Genomic DNA, 24,177 nt, shown 5'->3' on the forward strand with positions numbered 1-24,177 from the left:
GCCCAAACAGTTTTGGGCTAGCATTTTAAATCAGATTGTAGAGAAAAAATGTCATGCTTGCGATATGCCTTTAAGGTTTGCCACGTAAAACGGTACGAAAACCAACATGTGAGGTGGCCAGATCAAATTCTTGTGGGTGACGGCTACTGGCACGATAGCGGGCACAATATTGACTGGCACATAAAAACGAACCGCCTTTGAGCACAAAATTTTGGCTATGTTTAGATCTGAGCGCCGCATAATTGCCCATATGATGGTCATGAGCACCTTGATAAGGAGATGCGGTCCATTCCCAGACATTGCCAATCATGTCATATAAGCCAAATGCGTTGGGTGCATAGCAGCCAACCGGTGCAATGCCTTGAAAATGGTCTTCAACTTGCGGTTCAAAGGGGAAACCACCTTGCCAATAATTGGCATTGGGTTGATGCTGAGCATTACGTGGTTCATGCTTTAAACCTTGGTCGTGGTAATGTTGGGTTTTAGCGGCGTACTCCCACTCAATTTCAGTAGGCAACTCACGCCCCAACCATAGCGCATAATGTTCGGCATCATTTTTAGTAACCAAACGTACGGCCTCATGCTCTTTGGCTGCCGCTTGATCTTTGCCTTCAGGATATTGCCAACTGTGGCCATGTTTCAGTTGCCACCAAGTATTAGGTTGCTTCGGGTCGGGACTAAAAATAGCGGCAGCGTGTTGTTTTTCCGCGTCTGTCACGTAGCCAGTAGCTTCAACAAAGCTTCTAAACTGTGCCACAGTCACTTCAGTTTGATCGATCCAAAACCCTTGTACAGTGCGCTGTTTTTCGCCAAAGTTACGCTCATCAGCATAAGCAAGCGCTGAACCAAGCATTAAGTGACCGTGAGGAATATATTGCATCCCTGCTGTGGCGCTACGTTGCCAATCTGTAGGTAAACCTGAATAATCCTGACAACGCGTTAAATTGCCAAGCGCTAAGGCTTGGCTTTTCGGTTGTTGCTGCTGACAGGCACTCAGTAGTAAAGCCAGCGCCAAGTAAAAAAAACGCATTATTGGTAACTCAATACGCCATTTTGTCGACGATATTGATCGTAAACTTGAGCCAATTTAGCCACTTGCTCAGGATATTGCTCAGCTAAGTTATGGCGTTCAGCGCGGTCGCTTTTTAAGTTATATAACTCCCACTCACCTGTACCCAACTTGGCATTGGCTTGACGAGCAATCTTCCAATCGCCTTGACGGGCATAGATATTGCCATGTAATTCATCGGCAAAACTAAAATCGCTTGGACGTACCTGAGCGGCTTTATTCTCAAGTTTAGCTTTCCATGAATAGCCTGATGGGGTATGAATGTTGCGACCTTTGTATTGACCTTGTGGTACAGCAATCTGGGCATAGTCTAACACGGTGGGCAATACATCAAGCACAGAGGTAAAACCATCATAGCTATTTTGGCGTTGCTGATGATGTGGAATTTTGACAATGGCAGGGGCTGTGGTTGCACCCTCAGCTGCAGTTTCTTTCCATAAATGGAACGGTGCAGCACTCACTTCTGCCCAACGTGGGCCAATATAATGATAAGACTGGGCTGTACCGACTGCAGCCAAAGACCTATCAAAACTTGGGTCGTTATAGTCACGTACAGCACCTTCAGCACCGTTGTCAGAGACAAAGAAAATTAAGGTATTGTTATACAGGTTGTTGGCTTTTAAATAACCAATAATACGACCAATATTGGCATCTAGGTTTTCCACCATACCTGCATAGACTTCCATTTTACGTGCTTCGATGGCACGTTGCTCATGTGTAAGTTCTTGCCATGTGCCATAACCAATTTGTGCGGTCGTGACAGGTTTCGCAGCTTGGAAGTTCGCATCAATCAGGCCCAATTGTTTAAGGCGGGCAATACGTTGTTCACGAATGACATCATAACCGACGTCATAACGGCCCTTATATTTATCGCTATATGCTGTTGGAGCTTGAATAGGCCAATGTGGTGCGGTGTAAGCTGCATAGGCAAAAAAGGGTTTGTCTGAATCTTTATCTTGCTCTAAGTAAGCCAACAGTTTATCGGTATAGTAATCGGTGGAGAAAAAGTCATCTGGTAATTGGCTGATAGGCACAACTTGACCATCTTCGGTATAAGTAGCGTTACGTTTATAGGCGCTTGGGGCATCTTTAAAATGTAAATCTAGACCTTGCAACAAGGTAAAGGAACGATCAAAACCTTTAGCGTGTGCATTGCTTTCAGGGGTCAAGCCCAAATGCCATTTGCCACTGATATAAGTACGATAGCCATGATCACGTAACACTTCGGCAATTGAGAGCGAACGTTCATTTAAATAGCCTTCATAACCAGGTTGACCTTGCAGATGCTCAGGGGTGAGTTCTGCCATCGCGCCAATGCCTGCCAAATGATGATCGGCGCCAGAAATCAGTTGCGAACGGGTGGGTGAGCATGTTGGTGCGGTGTGATAATTGGTTAAAATGCGCCCCTCATTGGCAAGCGCATCTAAATGTGGAGTAGAAATTTCACCACCAAAAGCCCCTAGGTCTGAATAGCCTAAATCATCAGCCATAATAAACAGCACATTAGGCTGTTTGGTGACCATGTTTGCCGCGGACTTAGGCTCATCATGATGACAACCCGTGATCGCAAAGCTGAGTGCAGCTAAAGTGAGGGCAGTTAGTAATTTTAATTTTGGCATGGTTTTAAACTTGAGCTTATTTTTGCGCCGAGCTTAAAGCAAAGCTGATTGCAAAATAAAACAAGTTTTTATGCTGAATATTTTACTTTTTATGCTAAACAACAGCTGCCCCACTCTGATGCGCCTGAGCTTTATCAAAATGGAATTTGACTCAATTTTCTTAAGAAATGGCCAATTAAACGCGGTTCAATAATAATGGTCATGATGATGCCGTAAGCGGCACCCCATAAATGCGCGCTATGATTGATATTGGAATTGCCACGTTTACCTGACCAAATACTATAAGCCACATACAGCACCGCAAAAATAATCGCAGGTACAGGAATAAAGAACACAAAAATCAGTTTCCAAGGCTCAAATAAAATATAAGCAAATAACACCGCAGATACAGCGCCCGAAGCACCAAGGCTGGCCCAGCGATGATCATTTTTATGCTTTAAATAACTTGGAATAATCGCCGCAATCAAACCGCCTAAATAAAACAGCACAAAGCCCAAATCATATAAATACTGACGGTAAAATTGTTCAATGATCGAACCAAAGAAAAACAGCGTGATCATGTTAAATAACAGATGGGCACCATCTGCATGAATAAAACCATGGCTAATAAAACGGTCATACTGGCCGCGTTGCATGGCAGGTGGCCAAAAAATGAGACGATTCATCAAATTTTGATTAGAAAACGCCAACAGCGATATGACCACCGTAATTAAAATTAAAGTGACAGTATGATTAAAAGGTAAATCCAACATAGATTGCAGCGCTACCAATACGATTTAAAGGATATCATGCCATTAAAACAGCAATTTGCGGCAGTATAGACAATAAATCCGACAATTTTGGTTGATTTTTTTTAATTACCCCGCATCTTCAGTTAAAATGAACGCTTCAGCTTGAGGAAAGATTGTTATGTCGACTGAGAACAGCAGCACAGTAGCCGCAGAAGAAATTCCAAATCTATTAATTACGCCTTCTGCACAAGAGTACCTTCGTGATTTATTGGCAAAACAAAACACGCCGGGTATTGGTGTGCGCGTTTTTGTTGAGCATCCAGGAACACCGCGTGCTGAATGTTGTATGGCATATAGCGCACCAGATGAAGTGGTTGAAACGGACTATGTCCAACAGTATCCAGATTTTCCAGCTTATGTGGATGCCCCATCAATCCCTTATCTATTAGATGCTGTGATTGACTACAACAAAGACCGTTTTGGTGGTCAGTTAACTTTCCGTGCACCAAACTCTAAAGTGCCACGCGTAGGTCCAGATGCATCTGTAGAAGAGCGTATTACTTACGTTTTACAATCAGAAATTAACCCAGGTTTAGCAGGTCACGGTGGTAACTGCGCTTTAGTTGAAGTGGTGGAAGACCCTGAACATGGTTTAACTGCGGTACTTAAATTTGGTGGTGGTTGCCAAGGTTGTTCAGCCATTGATGTGACTTTAAAGCAAGGCGTTGAAGTGACTTTAAAACAACACGTCCCTGAGCTTGCTCGTGTGATTGACCAAACGGATCACACGCAGTCAGAAGGTGCTTATATGAAATAAGCTTCTTTGCTCAATCAATAGCTCCATAATTGGGGCTATTTTTTTTGCTTAAAATTTAAAGGCTAATGATAATAATTATCAAAAACAATTTACAAATTATTCTTGTTTGTTACAATGCGCAACAAATTAAACATTATCTCTTCATAGCATTCTGAGTAAAGCGCACATGAACCAGCCGTTAATACGATCAACTTTGGCTTTTGCCGTACTTTCAGCCATGGGTGTTGTGGCAAACGCACAAGATACAGCAACAAAGCAACCTGTAGAATTAGACACCATTGTTGTGACCACAGCGGGTGGTTATGAGCAAAATATTGCAGATGCTGCTGCCACGATTTCGGTGATTACCGCAGAAGAACTAGAAAAAAAATCTTATAGTGATGTGACAGACGCTTTAAAAAATGTACCAGGTGTGTTTGTACAAGGGGGCGGTACCAATCAGAGCATTTCTATTCGTGGTATGGGCTCGGCATATACCTTGTTCTTAATTGACGGTAAGCCGATGAACGATGGAAGCCTACTCACCACCAATGGTGGGGTACAAGGCGCATCGGTAAATTTCTTACCGCCGATCGAAGCCATTGAACGTATCGAAGTCATTCGTGGGCCATCTTCATCTTTATATGGTTCCGATGCCATGGGTGGTGTAATTAATATTATTACTAAAAAGCATCAAGACAAAATGACAGCCAGTATTCGTACTGAATACATCAAAGCAGCTCAGTCTAATCAAGTGAATAATGATGCCACCAATACCAGTGTGTATGTCACAGCACCCCTAATTGCAAATTTATTGTCGATGCAAGTGACAGGCGGTGTACAGACCATTGAAGAGAGTTCACTACAACGCACAACCACTGAATCTGGTGAAAGCGAGCCTGATTTTAATAAAAAGAATATTGCGGCAAAGTTGGTTTACACCCCAAATAGCAATAATACTTTAACGGCTGAAATCTCAAATACACAGCAGCAACGTACTCATAACCCAGGTATTAGTTTGTTGCCAGATGCATCGCGTACCTATTCAGAGTTAGAAAAAAATAACATCAGCTTAAATCACGAAGCAAAATACGATAAATGGGTCAGCAGCTCTTACCTACAATTTGACCAAGACGAAAATAATTCAATTACTGGGCGTACAATTGATAAAGTACAAAACCCAGGGGGGATTTTATTTGAAACCCTGACTGCGAATACTCAAGGAACGTATTTCTTTGATGACCACGCCCTCACGCTTGGTGGTCGTTACTTAGAAGAAAACTTAGAAGATGGTGCGACCAACCAACAGGCAAATATGGCAGGTAAAGTAACGAAAATGGATCGCTACCAATGGTCATTATTTGCAGAAGACACGTGGAATGTGACCGACAAATTGGCATTAACGCTCAGCGGTCGCTATGACGAAAATGAGTTCTTTGGCGATAACTTTAGCCCTAAAGCCTATGCAGTGTATAAAGCCAATGACAATTTTACCGTTAAAGGTGGGGTGATTTCAGGTTATAAGGCACCAAGCTTACGTAGCTCATCCCCGCAATATATGCTTAACTCCATGGGTGGGGCAATTATGCCAAATCCAGACTTAAAACCTGAAACCAGCTTAACTTATGAAACGGGTTTTGCGTTTGAAAATCGTGATTTAGGTATATTGGCCAGCTTAATGGTCTATCAAACTGACTTTAATGACAAAATTACTCGTTCGTCACGTGTTGCGGGCAGTCGTTTGCCAACAGAAGCAGAAGGCGGTAAACCATCATATACTCAAGACGAAATTGATGACTTTGTTGCCAACAGTCAGTTCTATCAACAGAATCCGAGTTTCCCATATAGCGCTACAGGTTATACCTATAACTATAATGTGGATGAAGCACAAATTCGCGGACTTGAACTCACCACAGATTACTTTATTACCGATTACTTAAAATATCGCCATTCATATACCTATACCAACAGTGAGCAAAAAACAGGGGCGAACAAAGGTAAACCACTGAATGACTTGCCTAAACATATGTTTAATGCAGGACTGGATTGGGATGTGAATGATCAATGGTTACTTTGGACACAGCTCAACTATCGCGGTAAAACAGTGGGCAATAATGCCACCCCTGATTATACCTTTGTTGACCTTGGTGCAGTGTATAAATACAGCGATAAGCTGAAACTTTCGACAGGTATTTACAACGTGCAAAATAAAAACGTGTTGGAAGATGGCAATGACTGGGTGCTCGATGGTCGACGTTATAGTTTTGCAGTAAATCTAAGCTTCTAAAAGCGCTACATATGGGGCATTTTGCCCCATATGTATGCTGTACATGTTTAGTTTGAGAGGAATCATGCAAAAACAAAATGGTTATGTAATTGATACTGTCTATCCGAGTTTTTTCTATAAGGAAATGACCCCGTTATGGCTCAGTAGCGTGGTATATTTTTTAGGTTTTGCAGCGCCTCAAGCAGAGCAAGAGTTTCATTATTTAGAAATTGGCTGTGCCACAGGCAGCAATTTACTGCTGTGTGCGGCGAATTATCCTCAGGCAAATTTTGTTGGTATTGATTTTAATGCCCAGCATATTCAACAAGCAAAGCAGCGTGCTCACAAGCTTGGCTTAAATAATATTAAGTTTATACAGGGTGACTTTGCCAATTTTTTAGCAACCAATCATCAATATTTTGATTTTATTGTTAATCATGGCACTTATGCTTGGGTGGCCGCTGAGCAACAACAAGAGATCTTAGCCATTGTGGCTCAGTTTTTAAAAGCGCAAGGGATTTTTTATTTACACTATATGTGTTATCCCGGTTCTGCTGACTTAAATGCTATTCAGAAGCTATTTCATTTGGTAGATCAACAGCATACAGCACATAGTCTAGAGATTGCCAAAGGCTTATGTCGAGATTTACAGCGGGCAGGTGCTTTTATACATCAACCTAAAATTGAGCAGGCCCTTAAAACCTTAACGCAAAGCGATGCCTATTTGGCACATGAGTTTTTAACCGATCATTGGCAACCTTTGTATAGTGTGGATGTGCATCAACAACTGTATCAACACGCCAAATTGAGCTATTTGGGCAGTGCTAATCCATGTGAAAATTTAGACAGTATTAGCATTCCAGCTCAAATACAGCCCTTGCTACACAATACGCAAATACCTGCTTTAAAAGAGTATTTAAAAGATTTGGCGCGTGATGCTAAACAACGTATTGATATTTTCCAAAAAACACCACAAGCCTTAAGCCAACAGCAGCATCTAAGCCAATTAGCTGCTATTCAGTTTAAATTATTGCCCCATGCACCGATGCAAGGTATCAGCCATTTTCAAACTCAGATAGGTCAAATAGCAGCGCCTCAAGCATTGATTGCTAACATGTTTGCGCAGCTCAAGCGCCAAGCCTGCAGTTTTCAGGATTTTTTAGCTCAGCCTGAGTTTGCGCAAAATCCAGTATTTTTAATGGAAACCTTATTTCTACTGATGCAGGCAGGCTATATTCATCCGGCGTTACAGTTACCAACATCACAACAAGCGCATAAAATTAAGCAAATCAATCAATGCCTTAAACAGTTAGATCTCCCATTTCAACTGCTTGCGCAATGTGGTACTGCAGTGCAGTATAACCATCGGCTATAAAACACCCTGCCGTAGCAGGGTGATCACTTATACATTGAGCAAGCGCCGTGTAGCGTCTCTATAATAAAATTCACGTAACACCATGCGGCTACGTTCACGTAAGTGACCAGAAGCAATCATTTTTGTAAGCACAGCCTGTAATAAAGTATTAAGCTCTTTAGTCACAAGGGCTTCATCAATATTTAAATCACGTAATAACAGATCAAAGCTATGCTGTTGATTACGGCTATACCATGCATACAATCCGTCACGTAATTGCTGTTTTAAATAGTCCGTTTGGCGTATGTGATCCCAAATTTGATGTCCTAAAGCCCCAGTTTGCGGCAAATCTTGGACCTCAATGTAATTGCGTAGTACGCTTAACGGTTTGGTTTTAATCTTATGCCACAGACCCGCTTGAAAGTGATACAGCTTATCGTCATCAAAATGTTGATTCAAAACACTTTCACTCATTTGACTGAGTTTTAAAATATTACGCTGTAAATACTGTTGAATGGTGTTGTCTAAATCTTGATCGGTCACACTTTCTAATACGCTACGGCCCATTTTCATAAATTGCGACACACCGGGCACATGTTTAACCATCGAATTATCTAAATAATCTTGAATGGCATGTTGAATGAGTTGACTCAGCATAGCTGAAAACGCTTGGTTATTGACCACAGTTTTAATCAAACGCTCACGATGCCCCCGTTTACTGGCCACGTATTGTGCCAATTGATCGACCGTGAGCACCGAAATCACATCTTGAATTTGAGTCGTATCATTGCTTGGATGAATCAGAAAAAAACGGATATGTTCGGCAATTTGGCTGATTAATGGCTCAGATGCTGGGGTATTTAAAATTTGTTGTTGCAGCAGCTGATTCAGCGCATCAAAGGACCATAACTCAGCTAAGGTTTGTTTTCTAAACCATTGATAAAAGCTTAACAATTCCTGTTCGACCACAGTGCCTTGTGCAAAATACTGGTCTAAAAAATCAAGCTGAGCATCAATGAGTTGCTCAAGCAAAGGATGGGTGTACATACCGTCTCTACAACCAATTTAAATTGGCTTAAGGATGACAGTAGCAGAGTTGGCTTTCAATGCTTTTACTTCAGATCAAGCAACTAATTGAGCAGTTTTAAGCACAGCCCATACAATAAAAAAACGCTAATTTTAGCATTAAAGAGCAGCTGTAAATTAAATAAAACTTTATTTTTTAATAAATTAATTTTAATTTTATTTTTTTGTAACAGATTATATAAAAATTAAACAGCTAATCCTTTTTGCAAGTGACATTCAAAATTCATGCGATTACACTAAATGCAACGTTAATATGGGTGGTAGAAAATGCTTACAGCAGAAGAAGCTTTAGAACGCTTAAAAAAAGGAAATCAGCGTTTTGTAAATGGTGAAACCAACCATCAAAAATTACTTACTCATCAACAACGTGCTGAGATGGCAGAAAGCCAAGAGCCCTTTGCCATTGTATTAGGTTGTTCAGATTCACGTGTCCCTGCTGAAATGGTCTTCGACCAAGGCTTAGGTGATTTATTTGTGATTCGTGTAGCAGGTAATATTGTGGCACCGTCACAAGTGGGTAGTGTAGAGTTTGCCGCGGACAGTTTTGGTTGCCCTTTAGTGGTGGTACTCGGTCATAGTCATTGTGGCGCGATTCATTCCACTATTGAAGCCTTACAAAATCCATCGCAACCGCCATCGGCAAATTTGATGTCGATTGTGAACCGTGTTCGTCCGTCTGTTGAAATTTTAATGCAAACAGAACTCAAAGATGATTTAGATAAACTTTCACATCATGCAGTGCGTGCCAATGTCTTTGGTTCAGTCAACCAATTACGTCACGGTTCTGCAGTTATTGAAAGTTTAATCTTAAAAGGTAAGCTCAAAGTGGTAGGTGCCGAATATTCACTTGAAACTGGTGAAGTAACCTTCTTTGATTTCTAAATTTTGACTGAGTCATCAGCCAGACATCAGTCTGGCTTTTTTTATAGGGCTTTTTGAATATAAGAATACGCATTTTTAAGTAAAATGGGTTGGGCTTTTGCATTTGGATGCACTAAATCACTTTGCATTAAGTTTTTATTGCCCGCGACACCCTCTAAGAAAAATGGCATCAACGGCACTTTGTAGTGCTGACTGACCACCTTGTAATTGTGTTCAAAGGCTTGGCTATAGGCTTTGCCATAATTAGGTGGAATTTTCATGCCCAAAATAATTACTTTGGCATTGGCTCGTTGGCTCTTTTGTACCAGCTGACGTAAGTTCTTTTGAATATTTTGTGGTGGCTGACCACGTAAACCATCATTACCCCCCAATTCAATTACCACTACATCAGGTTGATGTGTGGTTAATAACTTAGGTAAACGCGCCAAAGCACCACTTGTAGTTTCACCACTGACACTTGCATTGACCACTTTATGTTGTTTCGGATACTGTTGATTGAGGCGTTGTTGTAACAAATGTACCCAACCTTGTTCAGGGCGCATACCATAAGCTGCGCTGATACTATCACCTACAATCATGACGGTTTTTGCTTCTGCATAGCTTATACCCAGTAAAGCCGCAGCCAACACTATGATTCTTCGCTTCTTTTGCATAATAGGGATTCTATGACTTCGTTACACCATGATGCCACTATCATGCCACAAGCACTTATTTGTGCACGAAATTTGACACAAAAGATACAACTTGGCAGCCAGCAGCTCAGTATTTTTTCTGAGCTTAATCTACAAATTCATGCGGCTGAACAAGTGGCCATTACAGGGCGTTCAGGTTCAGGTAAATCGACCTTGTTGGGTATTTTAGCCACCCTCGATCAGGCCTCAAGTGGTGAATTGTATGTCTGTGGTGAAGCAATTCATAACTTAAATGAAGAACAACGCGCAGCGGTGCGCTTAAAGCATATTGGTTTTGTATTTCAGTCTTTTCAGTTACTTGGGCATCTTAGTGCTTTAGAAAATGTATTGCTGCCTTTACGCTTGCAGCCTAATTTTGAGTATAAAACTGCCGAAAAAAGGGCGTTGTTATTATTGGAGAAAGTTGGCTTAGCACGCCAAGCCCAGCAAACGCCAAAGGTGCTTTCAGGTGGTGAGCAACAGCGTGTTGCCATTGCACGTGCTTTGGTCAGTCAACCTCAAATTATTTTTGCTGATGAACCCACAGGTAATTTAGATGGACAAACAGCACGCGAAATTGAGCAATTATTATTTAATTTAAACCGTGAATTGGGTACAACCTTAATTTTGGTGACTCATGACCCGCAATTGGCAGCCCAGTGTCAGCGCCATCTCACGCTCATTGATGGGCAATTGCATGAGCGTGAGGAGCAAGAATGAGTTTATTTCGACCCTTATGGCAACAAAGCATTAAAAGTAGCGGGATTTACCTGCTTTTGGTGGCATTAATTTTAGCCATTAGTGCCACCACAGCCTTAAAATTTAGTAACCAACAGATTCAAAATGCAGTGGCCTTACAAGCAGCTGAGTTATTGGGCGCAGATTTGGTCTTAAGTGATCAAGCACCACTTGTACCAACATGGCGTGAACAGGCTCAGCACTATAATCTTCAGCAATCTGAAGTGACTAGCTTTAGCTCCATGGCACATACTGATGCAGAATTTGTCATGGTTAATGTCAAAGCAATTGAAGATAACTTTCCTTTAAGAGGAAGCTTAAAGAGTCAGCCAGACACGCCATTACAAGCAGGCCACATTTGGCTTAGTCCACGCGCGCAAGATTTACTCAAAGTCCAACTCGGCGATTGGGTCAATATTGCTGATGCTCAGCTTAAATTTACTGCAGTGATTCAACAAGACTCTAATCAAGAATTGGGCTTTGCAGGTTTTTCACCTAGCGTCATTATTCACCAAGCTGATGTGGCAAAAACCAATGCTATTCAAGTCGGCAGTCGGATTGAATATCGTCTGCTTTTGTCCGGCGCACCACAGCAAACGAAAGCCTTTGAACAGGCCATAAAGCCAAAACTTGATGCAGCCAAGCAAGATGAAGCCAGTAGCTTAAGGTTGCGTAATGCCAGCGAAAGTAATCAGCGCTTAATGCGTCCAATTGAAAATTTGGATACCTTTTTACAGCTGGCCAATATTTTAACCATTTTACTCTGTGGAATTGCCATTGCCTTAACCAGTCAGCGTTATGTTCAGCAACAACAAGAGCATATTGCGCTGATTCGTTGTATGGGTGCATCTAAACAACAAATTTTAAGTGTATATATATCCTTATTGGCCGCGATTTTTCTACTGGCTGTATTATTTGGCGCCGTACTTGGGGTGCTGATGGGCTTTGGCTTATTACAGTTGATGCTGACTTTAATGCCACATTTGAGTATTGAATTTTCTGTGCTGCAATTGCTGCTTGGGCCACTACCGATTGCCATGCTAACCAGTTTAGTGGTGTTACTTGGCTTTGTGCTGCCGAGCTTATGGCAATTGCTGAATACAGCGCCGGTGCGTGTATTACGCAGCCAAGATAAAAGCCTGAGCCAAATGCGAAGTACTTTAATCTGTGGCGGTTTAAGCTTAATTGTATTTAGTATTTTACTCACCCAAAATGTCGCGCTGAGTCTAGTAGTGATTGGAGCTTTAGCGCTGTTATGTGTCATGCTTTATGTACTGATTTATGCCTTACTCAAATTGATACAGCAGCGTAAAACTCGTTTAAGTGCTTATATTCGTCAACTACCACAAATGGCATTGCAAATTACTGCTTTGGCCTTGGGCCTAAGTTTAATGAGTGTGTTGTTGGTGTTAAAAACCGATCTCACAGAGCGTTGGCAACAGCAATTACCACAAGATACCCCCAATCAGTTTGTTTATGGTTTACCACCAACTGACTTGGCCGACTTTGAAGCCGTGTTAGCGCAAAATGCGTGGTCAAGCACCACCTTATATCCAAATATTCGTGGTCGTTTAGTGGCTAAAAATGCTCAAGACTTTACGGAAGCCGACCGAGCTAAAAGTAATTCCTTACGTCGTGAGCTCAATTTAACCCAAGCTGAGCATTTTCCTGCAGATAATCAAATTATCCAAGGCCAAGCTAGGTTTAGTGCAGTGAATCAGGTCTCAGTCGAAGTTAAAACTGCGCAAGAATTGGGGATTCAAATTGGTGATCGTTTAACCTTTCGTTTACCTGAAGGGGATTTAACTGCAGAGGTGATTAATTTACGCAGTGTCGAGTGGGAAAGCTTTAGCCCTAATTTCTTCTTTATTTTTAGCCCCAACAGTATGGATGCTAATGCAGGCAGCTATTTAGGCAGCTTTTATGTGCCGGCCGAACAGCAAACGCAACTCATTGAAGTGATTCAACGTTTTAGTAATACTGTATTTATTGATGTCGGGCTAATGCTTGCTGAGGTCAAACGCTTATTGGATGTGTTACTCAATATTATAAGTGTGTTGGCAGTATTGGTGGCCATAGCCGGGCTCTTGGTGTTATTGGCATGTTTAAACCTTATGCTGGATGCACGTCAGCAAGAAGTGGCTTTATTACGTGCGTTTGGTGGTGCTAAAGCGCAGCTGAAAAACATGCTCAGCATTGAGGTCGGTTTGATTGGCTTAATGGCAGGTATAGCAGCGTGTATCTTTGCTGAAGTGCTAAGTGCTATTGTCGCGTATAAAATGGGGATGACATGGCAGTTGCATATGAGCCTATGGCTGATTTTACCACTGGCGATGGCGCTGATTTGTGCCTTGATTGGACGCTATCGCCTAAGTTATTTAGCTGAAATTGCACCTTTAAGTGCACTGCGCGATATTAAAAATTAAATTGTTGTCGCATCGCTGCCAGTAATTCTTGCCACAGCGGTGCGACCAGTTCTAATAGCATTAGGCAATAACTATATAAAGCGCCACACAGCACCATGCCAAGCCCTAGCCCTAACCACAGCAAAACTGCTTTATTGACACGCATTGAAAGATACCAAACCAAGCCTAATGCAGCTCCCATCAGCATACCGCCAATATGGGCAGCATTATTAATTCCTGCGGTCATAAAACCAATAAATAGGTTAATCCCCATGACCATCACTAAGGTTTTTTTATCTAAAATAAAACGCTGTTTTTTCAGCACAGGCAACAAGGAAATAACGGTTAAAGCAGCGCCTAAACCCATGACTGCACCTGAAGCACCAGCACCCACTTTGGGCAGTTGTTCCGCATTGATGGCAGCATTTTGCAGCATAGACAATGAATTTTGTAAATCTAAAAAACCACTGAGTAAACTGCCCATGAGACCTGCTAAGACATACAGCCCTAAAAAATAGACACGGCCAAACATTTGTTCAGCAATATGACCAAATAAATATAAGGCCCACATATTCAGCATTAAATGAATTAAGCCAAAGTGAAAAAACATACTGCTTAATAAACGAATGGGTTCCACTAAAAAGCTCAGAGGCGCATAATCTGCACCCCAAGCGATAGCATCTTGAATGCTTGGGCGACTCGCATCCACACCTGTGCTAATTTGCCATAAAAACAGGGCAACATTGAGGGTGATGAATAGGGCGCTCAGCCACCAACCCTTTAAATTGACTTGGTGCTTGACGGTAGGTGGGGAAAGTTGGCTCATCTTGGAATTGTGCTATTTTAGTCTTATGTCTGAGCTTATCACGAAAATTTTATCCTGCAGGGGAAATGCAGCAGCATGAAAGTCTTTATTGTTCGTACACTTCTTATTTTGATCAGTTTTGTGCTGCTGATCCAACTGTGGATCTTTGCCAGCCTTGCATGGTGGCGCACGAATCCCGTAGAGACCACCATGTTTATGCGTCTCGATTATTGGGCTGATTCAAGCCAGCCGATTAAACATGAGTGGCGTGATTATGATCAGATCAGTGATTATATGAAACGTGCTGTAGTTGCCGCTGAAGATGGTAAATTTTTACAGCATAAAGGTTTTGACTTCGATGGTATGCAAAATGCTTTATTGCGTAATAAAGATCAAGGCAAAGTAGTCGCAGGTGGTTCCACCATTTCACAGCAGTTGGCTAAAAACTTATTTTTATATAATAAGCGCTCTTTTGTACGTAAAGGTCAAGAAGCAGTCGCGACTTTTATGATGGAGCGGATGTGGAGCAAACAGCGCATTTTAGAAGTGTATTTAAACTCGGTTGAGTTTGGTGACAATATTTATGGGATTGAAGCGGCAACCCAGCATTATTTTGGTAAAAGCTCGCGTAGTTTAACCCGTGAACAAGCGGTATTTTTAGCCTCGATTTTACCCAATCCAAAATATTACCAAAACAATCGTCAGGATCGCAGCCTAAACGCACGTAAACAGATGATTCGTAAATATATGCGTTATAGCCAAATCCCCTAATGCTTTAACTGTTGCAAAAAAGCGCAAATGTTTGCGCTTTTTTTTATCTTTTTGTCATAAATTTCAAGCATACTAGAGTAAAGATGACTTTAAAAAATATAGGCGCAGTTGACATATGACGACTTCAGTAGAGACCTTGCCAACCCCAGTGGATTATAGCTACAACGATCGCTACATCAACCGTGAGCTGTCAATTTTAGATTTCCATTTACGTGTTCTTGAACAAGCAGTTGATCCTTTGCATCCATTGCTTGAGCGCATGAATTTCTTACTCATTTTTTCGCGTAATTTAGATGAGTTTTTTGAAATTCGCGTTGCCGGTTTAATGGAACAACTCGATTTAGGCAATGAAAGCTTAAGTCCAGATGGTTTGACGCCTAAACAAGTGCTTGATCAAATCTCTAAAACCGCCCATGAAGCGATTGAACGCCAATACCGGATTTTAAATCAAGAAATCTTACCAAAACTGCGTGATGAGGATATTTGCTTCTTACGTCGCGGTGAACTTACCCCGGCACAATCGGCTTGGGTGAAAAAATATTTCCAAGAACAAGTTGCCCCTGTCTTAACCCCGATCAGCCTTGATCCTGCGCATCCATTCCCACGTTTAGTTAATAAATCACTGAATTTTATTGTGACTTTAGAAGGTAAAGATGCCTTTGGTCGTCAAATTGATTTAGCAGTGGTGCCTGCACCGCGCTCGTTGCCGCGAGTGGTACGTTTACCTGATGAACTGACGGGTGGTAAAGAACACCATGTGATGTTATCAGCGATTATTCATGAGCATGTATCAGATTTATTCCCGGGTATGACCGCAACGGGTTGTTATCAGTTCCGTGTGACCCGTAATGCCGACTTGGCTTTAAATGAAGACGTTGAAGACTTAGCCAAAGCCTTAAAAGGTGAATTAAGCTCACGTCGTTTTGGTCGTGCGGTACGTTTGGAAGTCACAGAAAACTGTCCAAAACATATTTATCAATATTTGTTAGATGAATTTGACCTCGAATTTGAGCAACTTTATAAAGTCGATGGGCCTGTGAATTTAGCGCGTTTATTGTCCAACTTTAAACGCCCACATTTACGCTATGACACGCATGTGCCTGTCATTCCGAAGGTGCTGAAAAAAGCCGATAACACCTTTAGCGCCATGCAAAAACAAGACATTTTGTTGCATCATCCGTTTGAATCTTTTTCACCGGTGATTTCACTGTTGCGCGAAGCTGCACGTGACCCACAAGTCTTAGCGATTAAGCAAACGTTGTATCGTAGTGGCCCAGATTCTGAAATTGTACAGGTCTTAGCAGAAGCGGCACGTAATGGGAAAGAAGTCACTGCGGTGATTGAATTGCGCGCGCGTTTTGATGAAGAGTCCAATATTGCTGTTGCTAATGTTTTACAAGAAGCAGGCGCTGTGGTGGTGTATGGTATTGTGGGGTATAAAACCCACGCCAAAATGATTCTCATTGTGCGCCGTGAAAACAATAAACTGGTGCGTTATGTGCATTTAGGTACAGGTAACTACCATGCTGGCAATGCGCGTATGTATACTGACTACGGCTTAATGACCACCGATAAAGACCTATGTGAAGATGTACACCGCATTTTCCAAGAGCTCACCGGTATGGGTAAAATGGCAAAACTGAAAAAGTTATTGCATGCACCATTTACTTTACATGCCCAATTAATTCATTTTATTGATGAAGAAATTGCCAATGCCAAGGCTGGAAAAGCTGCGCAAATTATTGTGAAAGTCAATGCTTTAACTGAAGTGCAGCTGATTAATAAGCTATATGAAGCCTCACAAGCCGGTGTACAAATTGATCTTATTATTCGTTCAATTTGTTGCTTACGTCCAGGTCTAAAAGGTTTGTCAGAGAATATTCGAGTACGTTCAATCGTCGGTCGTTTCCTAGAACATACCCGTGTGTATTACTTTAGCAACAATGGTGATGCACGTATTTATTGTTCAAGTGCTGATTGGATGGATCGTAATTTATTTAATCGTGTGGAAGCCTGCTTCCCTGTAGAAGATCCAGCTTTGAAAAAACGGATTTACCAACACGGCTTGCTTAATTATCTCGAAGATAATCAACAAGCTTGGGACCTACAAAGCGACGGTACTTGGGTGCGTTTTAAAGCTCAAGAGACTGATGTTGCCCATAATGCACAGCGTGTTTTAATTGAAGATATTCAATAATACACCGTTAAAATACCCCATTTAAGGGATGGATGCATTTGAGTTTTATTTATAAACTCAAGCTTCCTCTTATAAATTCTGGCATATAAGAGGGCATTCCATCTCTTGAATGAAGGTCGTTGAGATTGGGTATTCAAGTTAGGCTTGTCGAAACACAAGCCTTTTTTTATGCATAAAAAAAAGGAGCTTAGCGCTCCTTTTTTAATCTATGGCTTAGTGTAAATCTTGCGTAATTTTTTGCAAGATTTGCAATAACACATCAAATTCGCTTTGTAATGGGGTGCTCTTACGTGTGACTAAGGCCAAAGTACGGCTAGGACCCGCTTCAATTGCTTTGACGCTTAACTCTGGATTGGCTTTAATCATGGTGGTATGCACAGCAATTGCTGGCAATAAGGTAAAGCCTAGATTAGCAGAGACCATTTCTACCAAGGTAGGCAGTGAACTTGCTTTTAAACGATGATCATTTTTACGTTCACCAATTGGGCAAGCACTTAAAGCATGATCACGTAAGCAATGACCTTCTTCAAGCAGCATTAAACGCGATAAATCAAGTTGATCCAGTGAGTTGGCATTCAAAGCGTGTTGATCTGCTTTATTGCACACTAAATACAGCGTTTCGCGTGCCACTTCAGCGACTTTTAGACCACGGGTATCAAACGGTAATGCAAGCACCACCATGTCGAGATTACCATGTTCAAGTTTTTCAACAATTTTTTCGCTTTGGGCTTCGTGTAAATGCAACTGAATTTTTGGCAGTTGTTTATGTACTTCATCTAACAATTGCGCCAAAATAAATGGAGCAATGGTTGGAATAATACCTAAATGTAAGTCGCCAGTTAGCGGCTCACTCATCTCACGGCTTAAACGCATTAAGTCTTGAGCATCAGCCAGTAGAACACGTGCGCGTGCCACAACTTGTTCGCCGAGTGGGGTTAAACGTACATTTTGACGATCACGTTCAACGAGGACGCCACCAAGTAAGCGCTCTAATTCCATGATCCCGCCAGACAATGTTGACTGGGTCACAAAAGATCGACGCGCTGCTTCAGTGAAGTGCAGCGTTTCAGACAGTGTAACAAGGTATGACAGCTGTCTTAAGGATGGTAATGCAGCCATAGTGTCCTAATTAGATTTAAAGTGATGAGCAAATAATCCGCTAAGATATGGAATAAAATGCGGAGGGATATCATGCCCCATTCCTTCAATTAATTCAAATCTAGCGCCTGAAATTGCTTTAGCAATGGCTCTACCGTGCGCTGGTGGCAATAAACGATCGCGCGAACCATGAACCACTAAGGTTGCTTGATGAATCTGCTGATCCAGTTTAAGTAAAGAACCGGTACATAATATTGCGAAAAACTGTTGAAGTACACCAGTTGGATAGTAACTTCTTCGGTAGAGTTTTCGCACCGTTTGTGCCGCCTCGACTTGGTTTAGGTAGCCGGGCGAGCCGATAATTTTAAAGATTTGTAGATTATGGTCAATAATAGCATCTTCATCATTGGATTTGGGACGTCCAATTAAACTAAATAATTGCTTTGGAAAAGGCGGTGGCAGCAAGGGTTGATTGTTGCTGGTAAACAGTAAGCCTAAAGTCTTGACCATTTCGGGGTAACGCGCCGCTAAAATTTGCGCAATCATGCCACCCATCGAAGCACCTAATACATAGACTTGTCCTAAGTGCATTTTTTCAATTAGGCACGCAACATCATCAGCCATATCATACAAATTATAAGGTGCGCCTTGATTTTCTAGTCCCAAGGCAAAGCGGCCCATCAATTTAGGCAGGCTCAAGGGTGGGCCTTGATAGTGTACTTTAGAGGATAAACCAATATCGCGATTATCAAAGCGTACCACCCGAAAGCCTTGGTCAATAAATGACTTACAAAAAAAATCCGGCCAATAGAGTAACTGTGCACCGAGTCCCATGATCAGCAGTAAGACTGGATCATCGGCTTTGCCACCCACCTCGACATGCAATTGAATGCCATTGCCTAAATCGACTTTGGTTTCTTGCATAAAAGCGGTATAAGGTGAAGCCTTAAACTCAAGTGTTTGACTCATCGGCAGATTCCTTAAAGCTGTGCTGGGATTAAATCTGGTACAAGTTTGGTTAGGCTTAAACGTTGTTTGCCTGCGCTTGCACCCAATAAGACAAAGCCACGTAAAGTGTCAGTTGTATCTATGGCTTTAGCAATTAAGCCGTCTTCTTGGGTTTCGATCGTCCAAGACACCTCAACCTCATGTGGTATAGGCAATACCGTTAAAGGCGCGGCTGGCGTTTTGACTGCCACCGGCATGGCTGGATAATGTACATGTGTGCTGGTACCGCTTAAGGTTTTCGCTAAAGCACGGGCTTGCTGCATAATCGGCATTACATAAGGTAATAAAGTACCGTTAACTTCTGCGCAGTCACCGATCGCATAAATATGAGCAACATTGGTTTCAAGTTGGGTGTTGGTCACAATGCCACGGCTTGTTGTAATGCCTGCTGCTTGGGCCAGTTCAGTATTGGCACGTAAACCAATTGCAGAGAGCACCACGTCGGCAGTTAACACTTTGCCATTGGCAAGGGTGACTTGGTAGCCATCAGCTGCTTGATCAAGAACACTCACGGTAGTGCCAAGCTCAAAAGCAATGCCAGCGTGTTGTAATTTGTCTTGGAATGCTTGGGCTACATGACTAGGTAGTAAACGTGCTAATGGCTGCTCAGCCAAGTCAATTACAGTCGCTTGATGACCAGTGTGTTGTAAATCATTGGCAAATTCGCAACCAATTAAACCTGCACCTAAGATTGCCACACGTTGCGCAGTTTTTTGATCCAGCTCAGCACGAAATGCGGTGTAATCATTTAAGTTGTTTACCACATGTAATTGATCGGCAGCATTGCCTTGTAGGGGAACACGGATAGGCGTGGCACCTAGGGCCAGAATCAGTTTGCTATAGTTTTGCGTGGTGTTTTGGCCATCTTTTTCTAGCTTAAGTGTTTGTGTGTGGGGATCGATACTTTTAACCCAAGTATGATTTACAATTTGCATATTGAGCTGGGCGCTCATTTTTTCTGCATCACCAAGTGCAATTTGCGCAGGTGCTTTATGACCCACTAAAGCATTGGATAAAGTTGGTTTGGCATAGTTACGTGCGTCATCGGCACAAATCATCATAAGCGCTGTGTCTTGATCGAGTTTACGAAACTCACGCGCGAGGGCATAAGCTGCCATACCTGAACCAATGATGACGATGGGATGCATAAATCAATCTCTCTTTTCAATATAAAAAACAAAAAAGACCATCGATATGGTCTTTTTAGTGTGGCTTATAGTTCAACCATTTCAAAATCAGCTTTTGATACGCCGCAATCTGGGCAAGTCCAATCGTCTGGAATGTCTTCCCATTTGGTGCCAGCTACAATACCATCTTCTGGCCAACCTGCAGCTTCATCGTAAATCCAACCGCATACGATACATTGATACTTTTTCATCTGACTCTCCAATGCTGACCAACACTGGGTCAGCGAAAAATAAAGATCGTTATTATAAGGCTATTTATAGAAATTCTTACGTGCTTAAAGCATCAAAGTAAAGTAAATATACGTTTCAGCGATTTTTTCAGCTGAATCATGGCTAAAAACAGCAAATTTTCACATAGTGCTGTGTTTAATCTAAACACCAAAAAATAAGATTTGAAGATTTAGACTAAAGTCGGGCAGAAAAACTCCTGTATTTTGATTACAATGTAATAATTCATAGATATTATTAATATTTATTTAAAAAATAATATAAATAAATCAAATTCTTATAAAAAAAGTCTGTTTTTTAATTGAGCAAATCTCAGCTGATTGCTCTAGCTATGCCTATGAATTGGCGTTAAAATTCGGCCCGTTCTTTCTTATTATTGATTATTTCTCCCATGAGCAATTTGTCTACAACGTTGTGGTCTCATATTCGCACGGTTCAAGATTTCCCAAAACCAGGCATTAAATTTTTTGATTTAACGCCATTATTTATGAGCAACATTGAGCCATTAACTGATGCATTAATTGCCAGCATTCCAGCTGAGCAACTTGAAGCGGTTGATAGTTTTGTAGCCGTTGAAGCCCGTGGTTTTGTGCTAGCGAGCTTATTGGCTCAGCGTCTAGGCAAAGGTTTGGTCTTGGTGCGTAAAGCAGGTAAATTGCCGCCACCTGTAGTTGGTGTGGGTTATAGCTTAGAATACGGTTTAGATCGTTTAGAAATGTCTGCAGAAGTGCCAGCACAAAAAATTATTATTGTAGATGACGTACTGGCAACAGGTGGTACTTTAAAAGCAGTGAAACAGTTGGCTGAAAAATGTAATCATGAAATTTTAGGTGCGAGTATTTTCCTCGACTTACCAGATTTACATGCCGATTTGGGCTTAAACATCTGGTCTGTATTAGACGATAAATCACAGCCGCAAGAAGACGTGGCTTAAGTTGTTGTCTTGAGTATAAAAAAGCCTTGCATTGCCAAGGCTTTTTTATGCTTGTTGTAATAGTTGTATTTGCTCAATCAAGACATTGATATTGTCAGGACGGGCCAAACGGTGATGTCCTCCTGCCACTGCAGCCACTTGCATATAAGGTTCAAGCTGGGCGCGCACTGCATGCATATCTAACACTTCATCATCCAATTCTAAATAGGCCAGTTGCAAAATATCATGTTCTAAATCATGCTCACAGATGGCGGGATAATCATCACGAAAGCGAGGACTTAGACTTGGGTTAGCTACAATGGCAGGAATTTTTGACCAAAAAGACATTTTAAGCGCCCAATAACCGCCTAAGCTATGGCCTATAATTAAATCGGGTTTTAAGGTGTGAATTAAATCTTGATAAAATTGATAAACACTTTGAAAGCTCAAAGCACGATAATCAACGCTTAAACAAAATTTATGATCAGAATCAATCGCATAAAACTTAGTAGACTCTTTTGATGAATCGAGTCCATGGAAGAATAAAATTTTGGGCTTTGGCATTATGATTGTCTCAATCAGAAAATACGTGATTGTTCATTTATTTGTTTGGTTTTATTTTAGGTCAGTTTTAACTTTTAAAAAGTTCACATTTGGTCGTATAGACTTTAGGCGAAGCAAAAAATTAATTGCTGCGCGCTGAACACTTACGCAATTTCTTGTAAATCTGCTATGCTATGCAACTTCTATTTTATTGCTATTTCGAGGCAGAGATGACGCAACAAAACGCTCAGTCGACTTCTGAACAAACCATTTCCGAAAACGATTTAATTGCACAGCGTCATGCCAAGTTAAAACAAATTCAAGACAAGGCACAAGAAACTGGTACGAGCCCTTGGCCAAATACCTTTAAACGCGAACATTACGCACAAGATTTACAAGACCAATTTGCTGAGGTGTCTAAAGAAGATATCGAAGCGGGTGAAAAAGTCTATGTATCGGTTGCGGGTCGTGTGATGCTCAATCGTGGTTCATTTATCGTGATCCAAGATATGACAGGTCGTATTCAACTTTATGTGGCACGTAAAGAATTAGATGCAGATACTGTTGCAACGATCAAAGGCTTAGACTTAGGCGATATTATTGCAGTCAAAGGTTATATTGGTCGTTCTGGTAAAGGTGATCTTTATGTGCATATCGAACACTTTGAATTGTTAACCAAATCATTGCGTCCACTCCCAGATAAATTCCACGGTTTAACTGACACTGAAGTGAAATACCGTAAACGTTATTTAGACTTAATTGTGAATGAAGAAACCCGTAAGACCTTTGAAATCCGCGCCAAAGTGGTTTCAGGTATTCGTGCCTTCTTAACAGAACAGCGTTTTATGGAAGTTGAAACGCCAATGATGCATGTGATTCCAGGTGGTGCGTCTGCGCGTCCATTTGAAACGCATCACAATGCGTTAGATATGCCACTTTTCTTACGTATTGCGCCTGAGCTTTACTTAAAACGTTTGGTGGTGGGTGGTTTTGAACGTGTGTTTGAAATTAACCGTAACTTCCGTAACGAAGGTGTATCTACACGTCATAACCCAGAATTCACCATGATCGAATTCTACCAAGCCTATGCTGATTATAAAGATTTAATGCAGCTGACTGAAAATATGCTTGAGAAGTTAGCGATTGATATCTTGGGTTCAACAGACGTGCCATATGGCGATGAAGTCTATAGCTTTAAAGGTCCGTTCAAGAAAATCTCAATGTTTGATGCAATTCTTGAACATAACCCACAATTTACCCCTGAAAATGTGGCAGATCGTGAATTCCTTGCAAACTTCGTTCAAAACGAATTGAAAGAGCAAGTAAAACCTGGTTTTGGTCTAGGTAAGCTACAAACGATTGTGTTTGAAGAAACGGTAGAAACCAAGCTTCGCCAACCGACATTCATTACTGAATATCCTGCGGAAACTTCGCCACTTGCGCGTCGTAACGATGACAACCCGCACATCACTGACCGCTTTGAATTCTTCATCGGTGGTCGTGAGTTGGCCAATGGCTTCTCAGAGTTAAATGACCCAATTGACCAAGCAGAACGTTTCCAAGCGCAAGTTGCAGAAAAAGATGCAGGTGATGATGAAGCGATGCATTACGATGCAGACTTTGTTGAAGCGCTTGAATATGGTCTACCGCCAACAGCAGGTCAAGGTATTGGTATTGACCGCTTGGTGATGTTATTTGCCAATGCTGCAAGTATCCGTGATGTGATTTTGTTCCCACATATGCGTCATAAAAACGCCTAAGTGAGCAAATCTAAAGAAACCCGCCATGTGCGGGTTTTTTTATGCTTAAA

Annotated in this window: 21 protein-coding genes; 10 read left to right on the forward strand and 11 right to left on the reverse strand. The window is 41.6% G+C overall.

Annotation, left to right across the window (positions count from 1 at the left end):
* Positions 1-70 precede the first annotated feature (70 nt).
* The 3 genes from AC5YCI_RS05340 to AC5YCI_RS05350 form a co-directional block, all read right to left on the reverse strand.
* Positions 71-1,030 carry an SUMF1/EgtB/PvdO family nonheme iron enzyme gene (locus AC5YCI_RS05340; protein ID WP_496128716.1) on the reverse strand — a complete coding sequence of 320 codons (960 nt, stop codon included), beginning with the start codon at positions 1,028-1,030 and terminating at the stop codon, positions 71-73.
* Positions 1,030-2,688, reverse strand: coding sequence for a sulfatase family protein (locus AC5YCI_RS05345; RefSeq protein WP_496128715.1), 1,659 nt, complete (start codon positions 2,686-2,688; stop codon positions 1,030-1,032). Before AC5YCI_RS05345 ends, AC5YCI_RS05340 begins: the two co-directional genes overlap by 1 nt.
* A 134-nt stretch (positions 2,689-2,822) precedes the next feature.
* Positions 2,823-3,440 carry a rhomboid family intramembrane serine protease gene (locus AC5YCI_RS05350; RefSeq protein WP_496175274.1) on the reverse strand — a complete coding sequence of 206 codons (618 nt, stop codon included), beginning with the start codon at positions 3,438-3,440 and terminating at the stop codon, positions 2,823-2,825.
* A gap of 157 nt (positions 3,441-3,597) precedes the next feature.
* Between AC5YCI_RS05350 and nfuA the strand changes: the two genes are divergently transcribed.
* The 3 genes from nfuA (at position 3,598) to AC5YCI_RS05365 (ending at position 7,856) form a co-directional block, all read left to right on the forward strand.
* Positions 3,598-4,236 (forward strand): Fe-S biogenesis protein NfuA, encoded by a 639-nt coding sequence (gene nfuA / locus AC5YCI_RS05355; RefSeq protein WP_496128713.1) that lies wholly within the window; start codon positions 3,598-3,600, stop codon positions 4,234-4,236.
* 166 nt (positions 4,237-4,402) lie between these two features.
* Positions 4,403-6,502 (forward strand): TonB-dependent receptor domain-containing protein, encoded by a 2,100-nt coding sequence (locus tag AC5YCI_RS05360; protein WP_496128712.1) that lies wholly within the window; start codon positions 4,403-4,405, stop codon positions 6,500-6,502.
* A gap of 64 nt (positions 6,503-6,566) precedes the next feature.
* Positions 6,567-7,856, forward strand: coding sequence for a class I SAM-dependent methyltransferase (locus tag AC5YCI_RS05365; RefSeq protein WP_496128711.1), 1,290 nt, complete (start codon positions 6,567-6,569; stop codon positions 7,854-7,856).
* A gap of 27 nt (positions 7,857-7,883) precedes the next feature.
* Here AC5YCI_RS05365 and AC5YCI_RS05370 read toward each other — a convergent pair whose 3' ends face one another.
* The gene (locus AC5YCI_RS05370) at positions 7,884-8,882 is read right to left on the reverse strand and encodes a hypothetical protein (protein WP_496128710.1); all 999 of its coding nucleotides are present in this window, start codon (positions 8,880-8,882) and stop codon (positions 7,884-7,886) included.
* 306 nt (positions 8,883-9,188) lie between these two features.
* On the opposite strand from AC5YCI_RS05370, the gene AC5YCI_RS05375 reads away from it, so the two are divergent.
* Positions 9,189-9,803 (forward strand): carbonic anhydrase, encoded by a 615-nt coding sequence (locus tag AC5YCI_RS05375; protein ID WP_496175275.1) that lies wholly within the window; start codon positions 9,189-9,191, stop codon positions 9,801-9,803.
* A gap of 41 nt (positions 9,804-9,844) precedes the next feature.
* On the opposite strand, the gene AC5YCI_RS05380 is transcribed toward AC5YCI_RS05375, so the two are convergent.
* A complete protein-coding gene (locus tag AC5YCI_RS05380; protein ID WP_496128708.1) occupies positions 9,845-10,456 on the reverse strand; it encodes an arylesterase in 612 nt (203 codons plus the stop codon).
* A gap of 12 nt (positions 10,457-10,468) precedes the next feature.
* Here AC5YCI_RS05380 and AC5YCI_RS05385 point away from each other — a divergent pair, with 12 nt between their 5' ends.
* Positions 10,469-11,194: an ABC transporter ATP-binding protein gene (locus AC5YCI_RS05385; protein ID WP_496128707.1), complete on the forward strand. Its 726-nt coding sequence runs from the start codon at positions 10,469-10,471 to the stop codon at positions 11,192-11,194.
* Positions 11,191-13,638: an ABC transporter permease gene (locus tag AC5YCI_RS05390; protein WP_496128706.1), complete on the forward strand. Its 2,448-nt coding sequence runs from the start codon at positions 11,191-11,193 to the stop codon at positions 13,636-13,638. The genes AC5YCI_RS05385 and AC5YCI_RS05390 overlap by 4 nt, the downstream gene beginning before the upstream one ends.
* Here the strand turns inward: AC5YCI_RS05390 and AC5YCI_RS05395 are convergent.
* Entirely contained in the window at positions 13,628-14,443 is an 816-nt protein-coding gene (locus tag AC5YCI_RS05395) for a rhomboid family intramembrane serine protease (protein ID WP_496175276.1), read from the reverse strand. The genes AC5YCI_RS05390 and AC5YCI_RS05395 overlap by 11 nt on opposite strands.
* A 75-nt stretch (positions 14,444-14,518) precedes the next feature.
* Between AC5YCI_RS05395 and mtgA the strand changes: the two genes are divergently transcribed.
* Positions 14,519-15,193, forward strand: coding sequence for a monofunctional biosynthetic peptidoglycan transglycosylase (mtgA, locus tag AC5YCI_RS05400; RefSeq protein ID WP_496175277.1), 675 nt, complete (start codon positions 14,519-14,521; stop codon positions 15,191-15,193).
* A 115-nt stretch (positions 15,194-15,308) separates the two neighbouring features.
* Complete coding sequence (ppk1, locus tag AC5YCI_RS05405; protein WP_496128703.1) at positions 15,309-17,390, forward strand: polyphosphate kinase 1; 2,082 nt, start codon at positions 15,309-15,311, stop codon at positions 17,388-17,390.
* 213 nt (positions 17,391-17,603) lie between these two features.
* Here the strand turns inward: ppk1 and oxyR are convergent, their stop codons facing one another.
* The 4 genes from oxyR to rubA form a co-directional block, all read right to left on the reverse strand.
* On the reverse strand, positions 17,604-18,509 hold the full coding sequence (oxyR, locus tag AC5YCI_RS05410; protein WP_496128702.1) for a LysR family transcriptional regulator OxyR: 906 nt from the start codon (positions 18,507-18,509) through the stop codon (positions 17,604-17,606).
* A gap of 6 nt (positions 18,510-18,515) precedes the next feature.
* Positions 18,516-19,457, reverse strand: a complete 942-nt coding sequence (locus AC5YCI_RS05415; protein ID WP_496175278.1) for an alpha/beta fold hydrolase — start codon at positions 19,455-19,457, stop codon at positions 18,516-18,518.
* A gap of 11 nt (positions 19,458-19,468) precedes the next feature.
* On the reverse strand, positions 19,469-20,644 hold the full coding sequence (locus tag AC5YCI_RS05420; protein ID WP_496175279.1) for an FAD-dependent oxidoreductase: 1,176 nt from the start codon (positions 20,642-20,644) through the stop codon (positions 19,469-19,471).
* A 65-nt stretch (positions 20,645-20,709) separates the two neighbouring features.
* On the reverse strand, positions 20,710-20,874 hold the full coding sequence (rubA, locus tag AC5YCI_RS05425; RefSeq protein WP_496128699.1) for a rubredoxin RubA: 165 nt from the start codon (positions 20,872-20,874) through the stop codon (positions 20,710-20,712).
* A gap of 428 nt (positions 20,875-21,302) precedes the next feature.
* Here rubA and AC5YCI_RS05430 point away from each other — a divergent pair, with 428 nt between their 5' ends.
* Positions 21,303-21,845 carry an adenine phosphoribosyltransferase gene (locus tag AC5YCI_RS05430; protein WP_496128698.1) on the forward strand — a complete coding sequence of 181 codons (543 nt, stop codon included), beginning with the start codon at positions 21,303-21,305 and terminating at the stop codon, positions 21,843-21,845.
* A 45-nt stretch (positions 21,846-21,890) separates the two neighbouring features.
* Here the strand turns inward: AC5YCI_RS05430 and AC5YCI_RS05435 are convergent, their stop codons facing one another.
* Complete coding sequence (locus tag AC5YCI_RS05435) at positions 21,891-22,388, reverse strand: YqiA/YcfP family alpha/beta fold hydrolase (RefSeq protein ID WP_496128697.1); 498 nt, start codon at positions 22,386-22,388, stop codon at positions 21,891-21,893.
* Positions 22,389-22,597: 209 nt separating this feature from the next.
* Here AC5YCI_RS05435 and lysS point away from each other — a divergent pair, with 209 nt between their 5' ends.
* Entirely contained in the window at positions 22,598-24,127 is a 1,530-nt protein-coding gene (gene lysS / locus AC5YCI_RS05440) for a lysine--tRNA ligase (RefSeq protein WP_496128696.1), read from the forward strand.
* Positions 24,128-24,177: the final 50 nt, after the last annotated feature.

This window comes from Acinetobacter sp. CY17, from assembly GCF_059515825.1.

Bases quoted from the DNA above. Each gene is read 5' to 3' on its own strand.
- AC5YCI_RS05375 (WP_496175275.1), top strand. From the start codon at position 9,189: ATGCTTACAGCAGAAGAAGCTTTAGAACGCTTAAAAAAAGGAAATCAG.
- AC5YCI_RS05395 (WP_496175276.1), bottom strand. From the start codon at position 14,443: ATGAGCCAACTTTCCCCACCTACCGTCAAGCACCAAGTCAATTTAAAG.
- AC5YCI_RS05435 (WP_496128697.1), bottom strand. From the start codon at position 22,388: ATGCCAAAGCCCAAAATTTTATTCTTCCATGGACTCGATTCATCAAAA.
- AC5YCI_RS05360 (WP_496128712.1), top strand. From the start codon at position 4,403: ATGAACCAGCCGTTAATACGATCAACTTTGGCTTTTGCCGTACTTTCA.
- rubA (WP_496128699.1), bottom strand. From the start codon at position 20,874: ATGAAAAAGTATCAATGTATCGTATGCGGTTGGATTTACGATGAAGCT.
- oxyR (WP_496128702.1), bottom strand. From the start codon at position 18,509: ATGGCTGCATTACCATCCTTAAGACAGCTGTCATACCTTGTTACACTG.
- mtgA (WP_496175277.1), top strand. From the start codon at position 14,519: ATGAAAGTCTTTATTGTTCGTACACTTCTTATTTTGATCAGTTTTGTG.
- lysS (WP_496128696.1), top strand. From the start codon at position 22,598: ATGACGCAACAAAACGCTCAGTCGACTTCTGAACAAACCATTTCCGAA.
- AC5YCI_RS05430 (WP_496128698.1), top strand. From the start codon at position 21,303: ATGAGCAATTTGTCTACAACGTTGTGGTCTCATATTCGCACGGTTCAA.
- AC5YCI_RS05345 (WP_496128715.1), bottom strand. From the start codon at position 2,688: ATGCCAAAATTAAAATTACTAACTGCCCTCACTTTAGCTGCACTCAGC.
- AC5YCI_RS05350 (WP_496175274.1), bottom strand. From the start codon at position 3,440: ATGTTGGATTTACCTTTTAATCATACTGTCACTTTAATTTTAATTACG.
- AC5YCI_RS05415 (WP_496175278.1), bottom strand. From the start codon at position 19,457: ATGAGTCAAACACTTGAGTTTAAGGCTTCACCTTATACCGCTTTTATG.
- AC5YCI_RS05390 (WP_496128706.1), top strand. From the start codon at position 11,191: ATGAGTTTATTTCGACCCTTATGGCAACAAAGCATTAAAAGTAGCGGG.
- AC5YCI_RS05420 (WP_496175279.1), bottom strand. From the start codon at position 20,644: ATGCATCCCATCGTCATCATTGGTTCAGGTATGGCAGCTTATGCCCTC.
- AC5YCI_RS05365 (WP_496128711.1), top strand. From the start codon at position 6,567: ATGCAAAAACAAAATGGTTATGTAATTGATACTGTCTATCCGAGTTTT.
- ppk1 (WP_496128703.1), top strand. From the start codon at position 15,309: ATGACGACTTCAGTAGAGACCTTGCCAACCCCAGTGGATTATAGCTAC.
- AC5YCI_RS05380 (WP_496128708.1), bottom strand. From the start codon at position 10,456: ATGCAAAAGAAGCGAAGAATCATAGTGTTGGCTGCGGCTTTACTGGGT.
- AC5YCI_RS05370 (WP_496128710.1), bottom strand. From the start codon at position 8,882: ATGTACACCCATCCTTTGCTTGAGCAACTCATTGATGCTCAGCTTGAT.
- nfuA (WP_496128713.1), top strand. From the start codon at position 3,598: ATGTCGACTGAGAACAGCAGCACAGTAGCCGCAGAAGAAATTCCAAAT.
- AC5YCI_RS05385 (WP_496128707.1), top strand. From the start codon at position 10,469: ATGACTTCGTTACACCATGATGCCACTATCATGCCACAAGCACTTATT.
- AC5YCI_RS05340 (WP_496128716.1), bottom strand. From the start codon at position 1,030: ATGCGTTTTTTTTACTTGGCGCTGGCTTTACTACTGAGTGCCTGTCAG.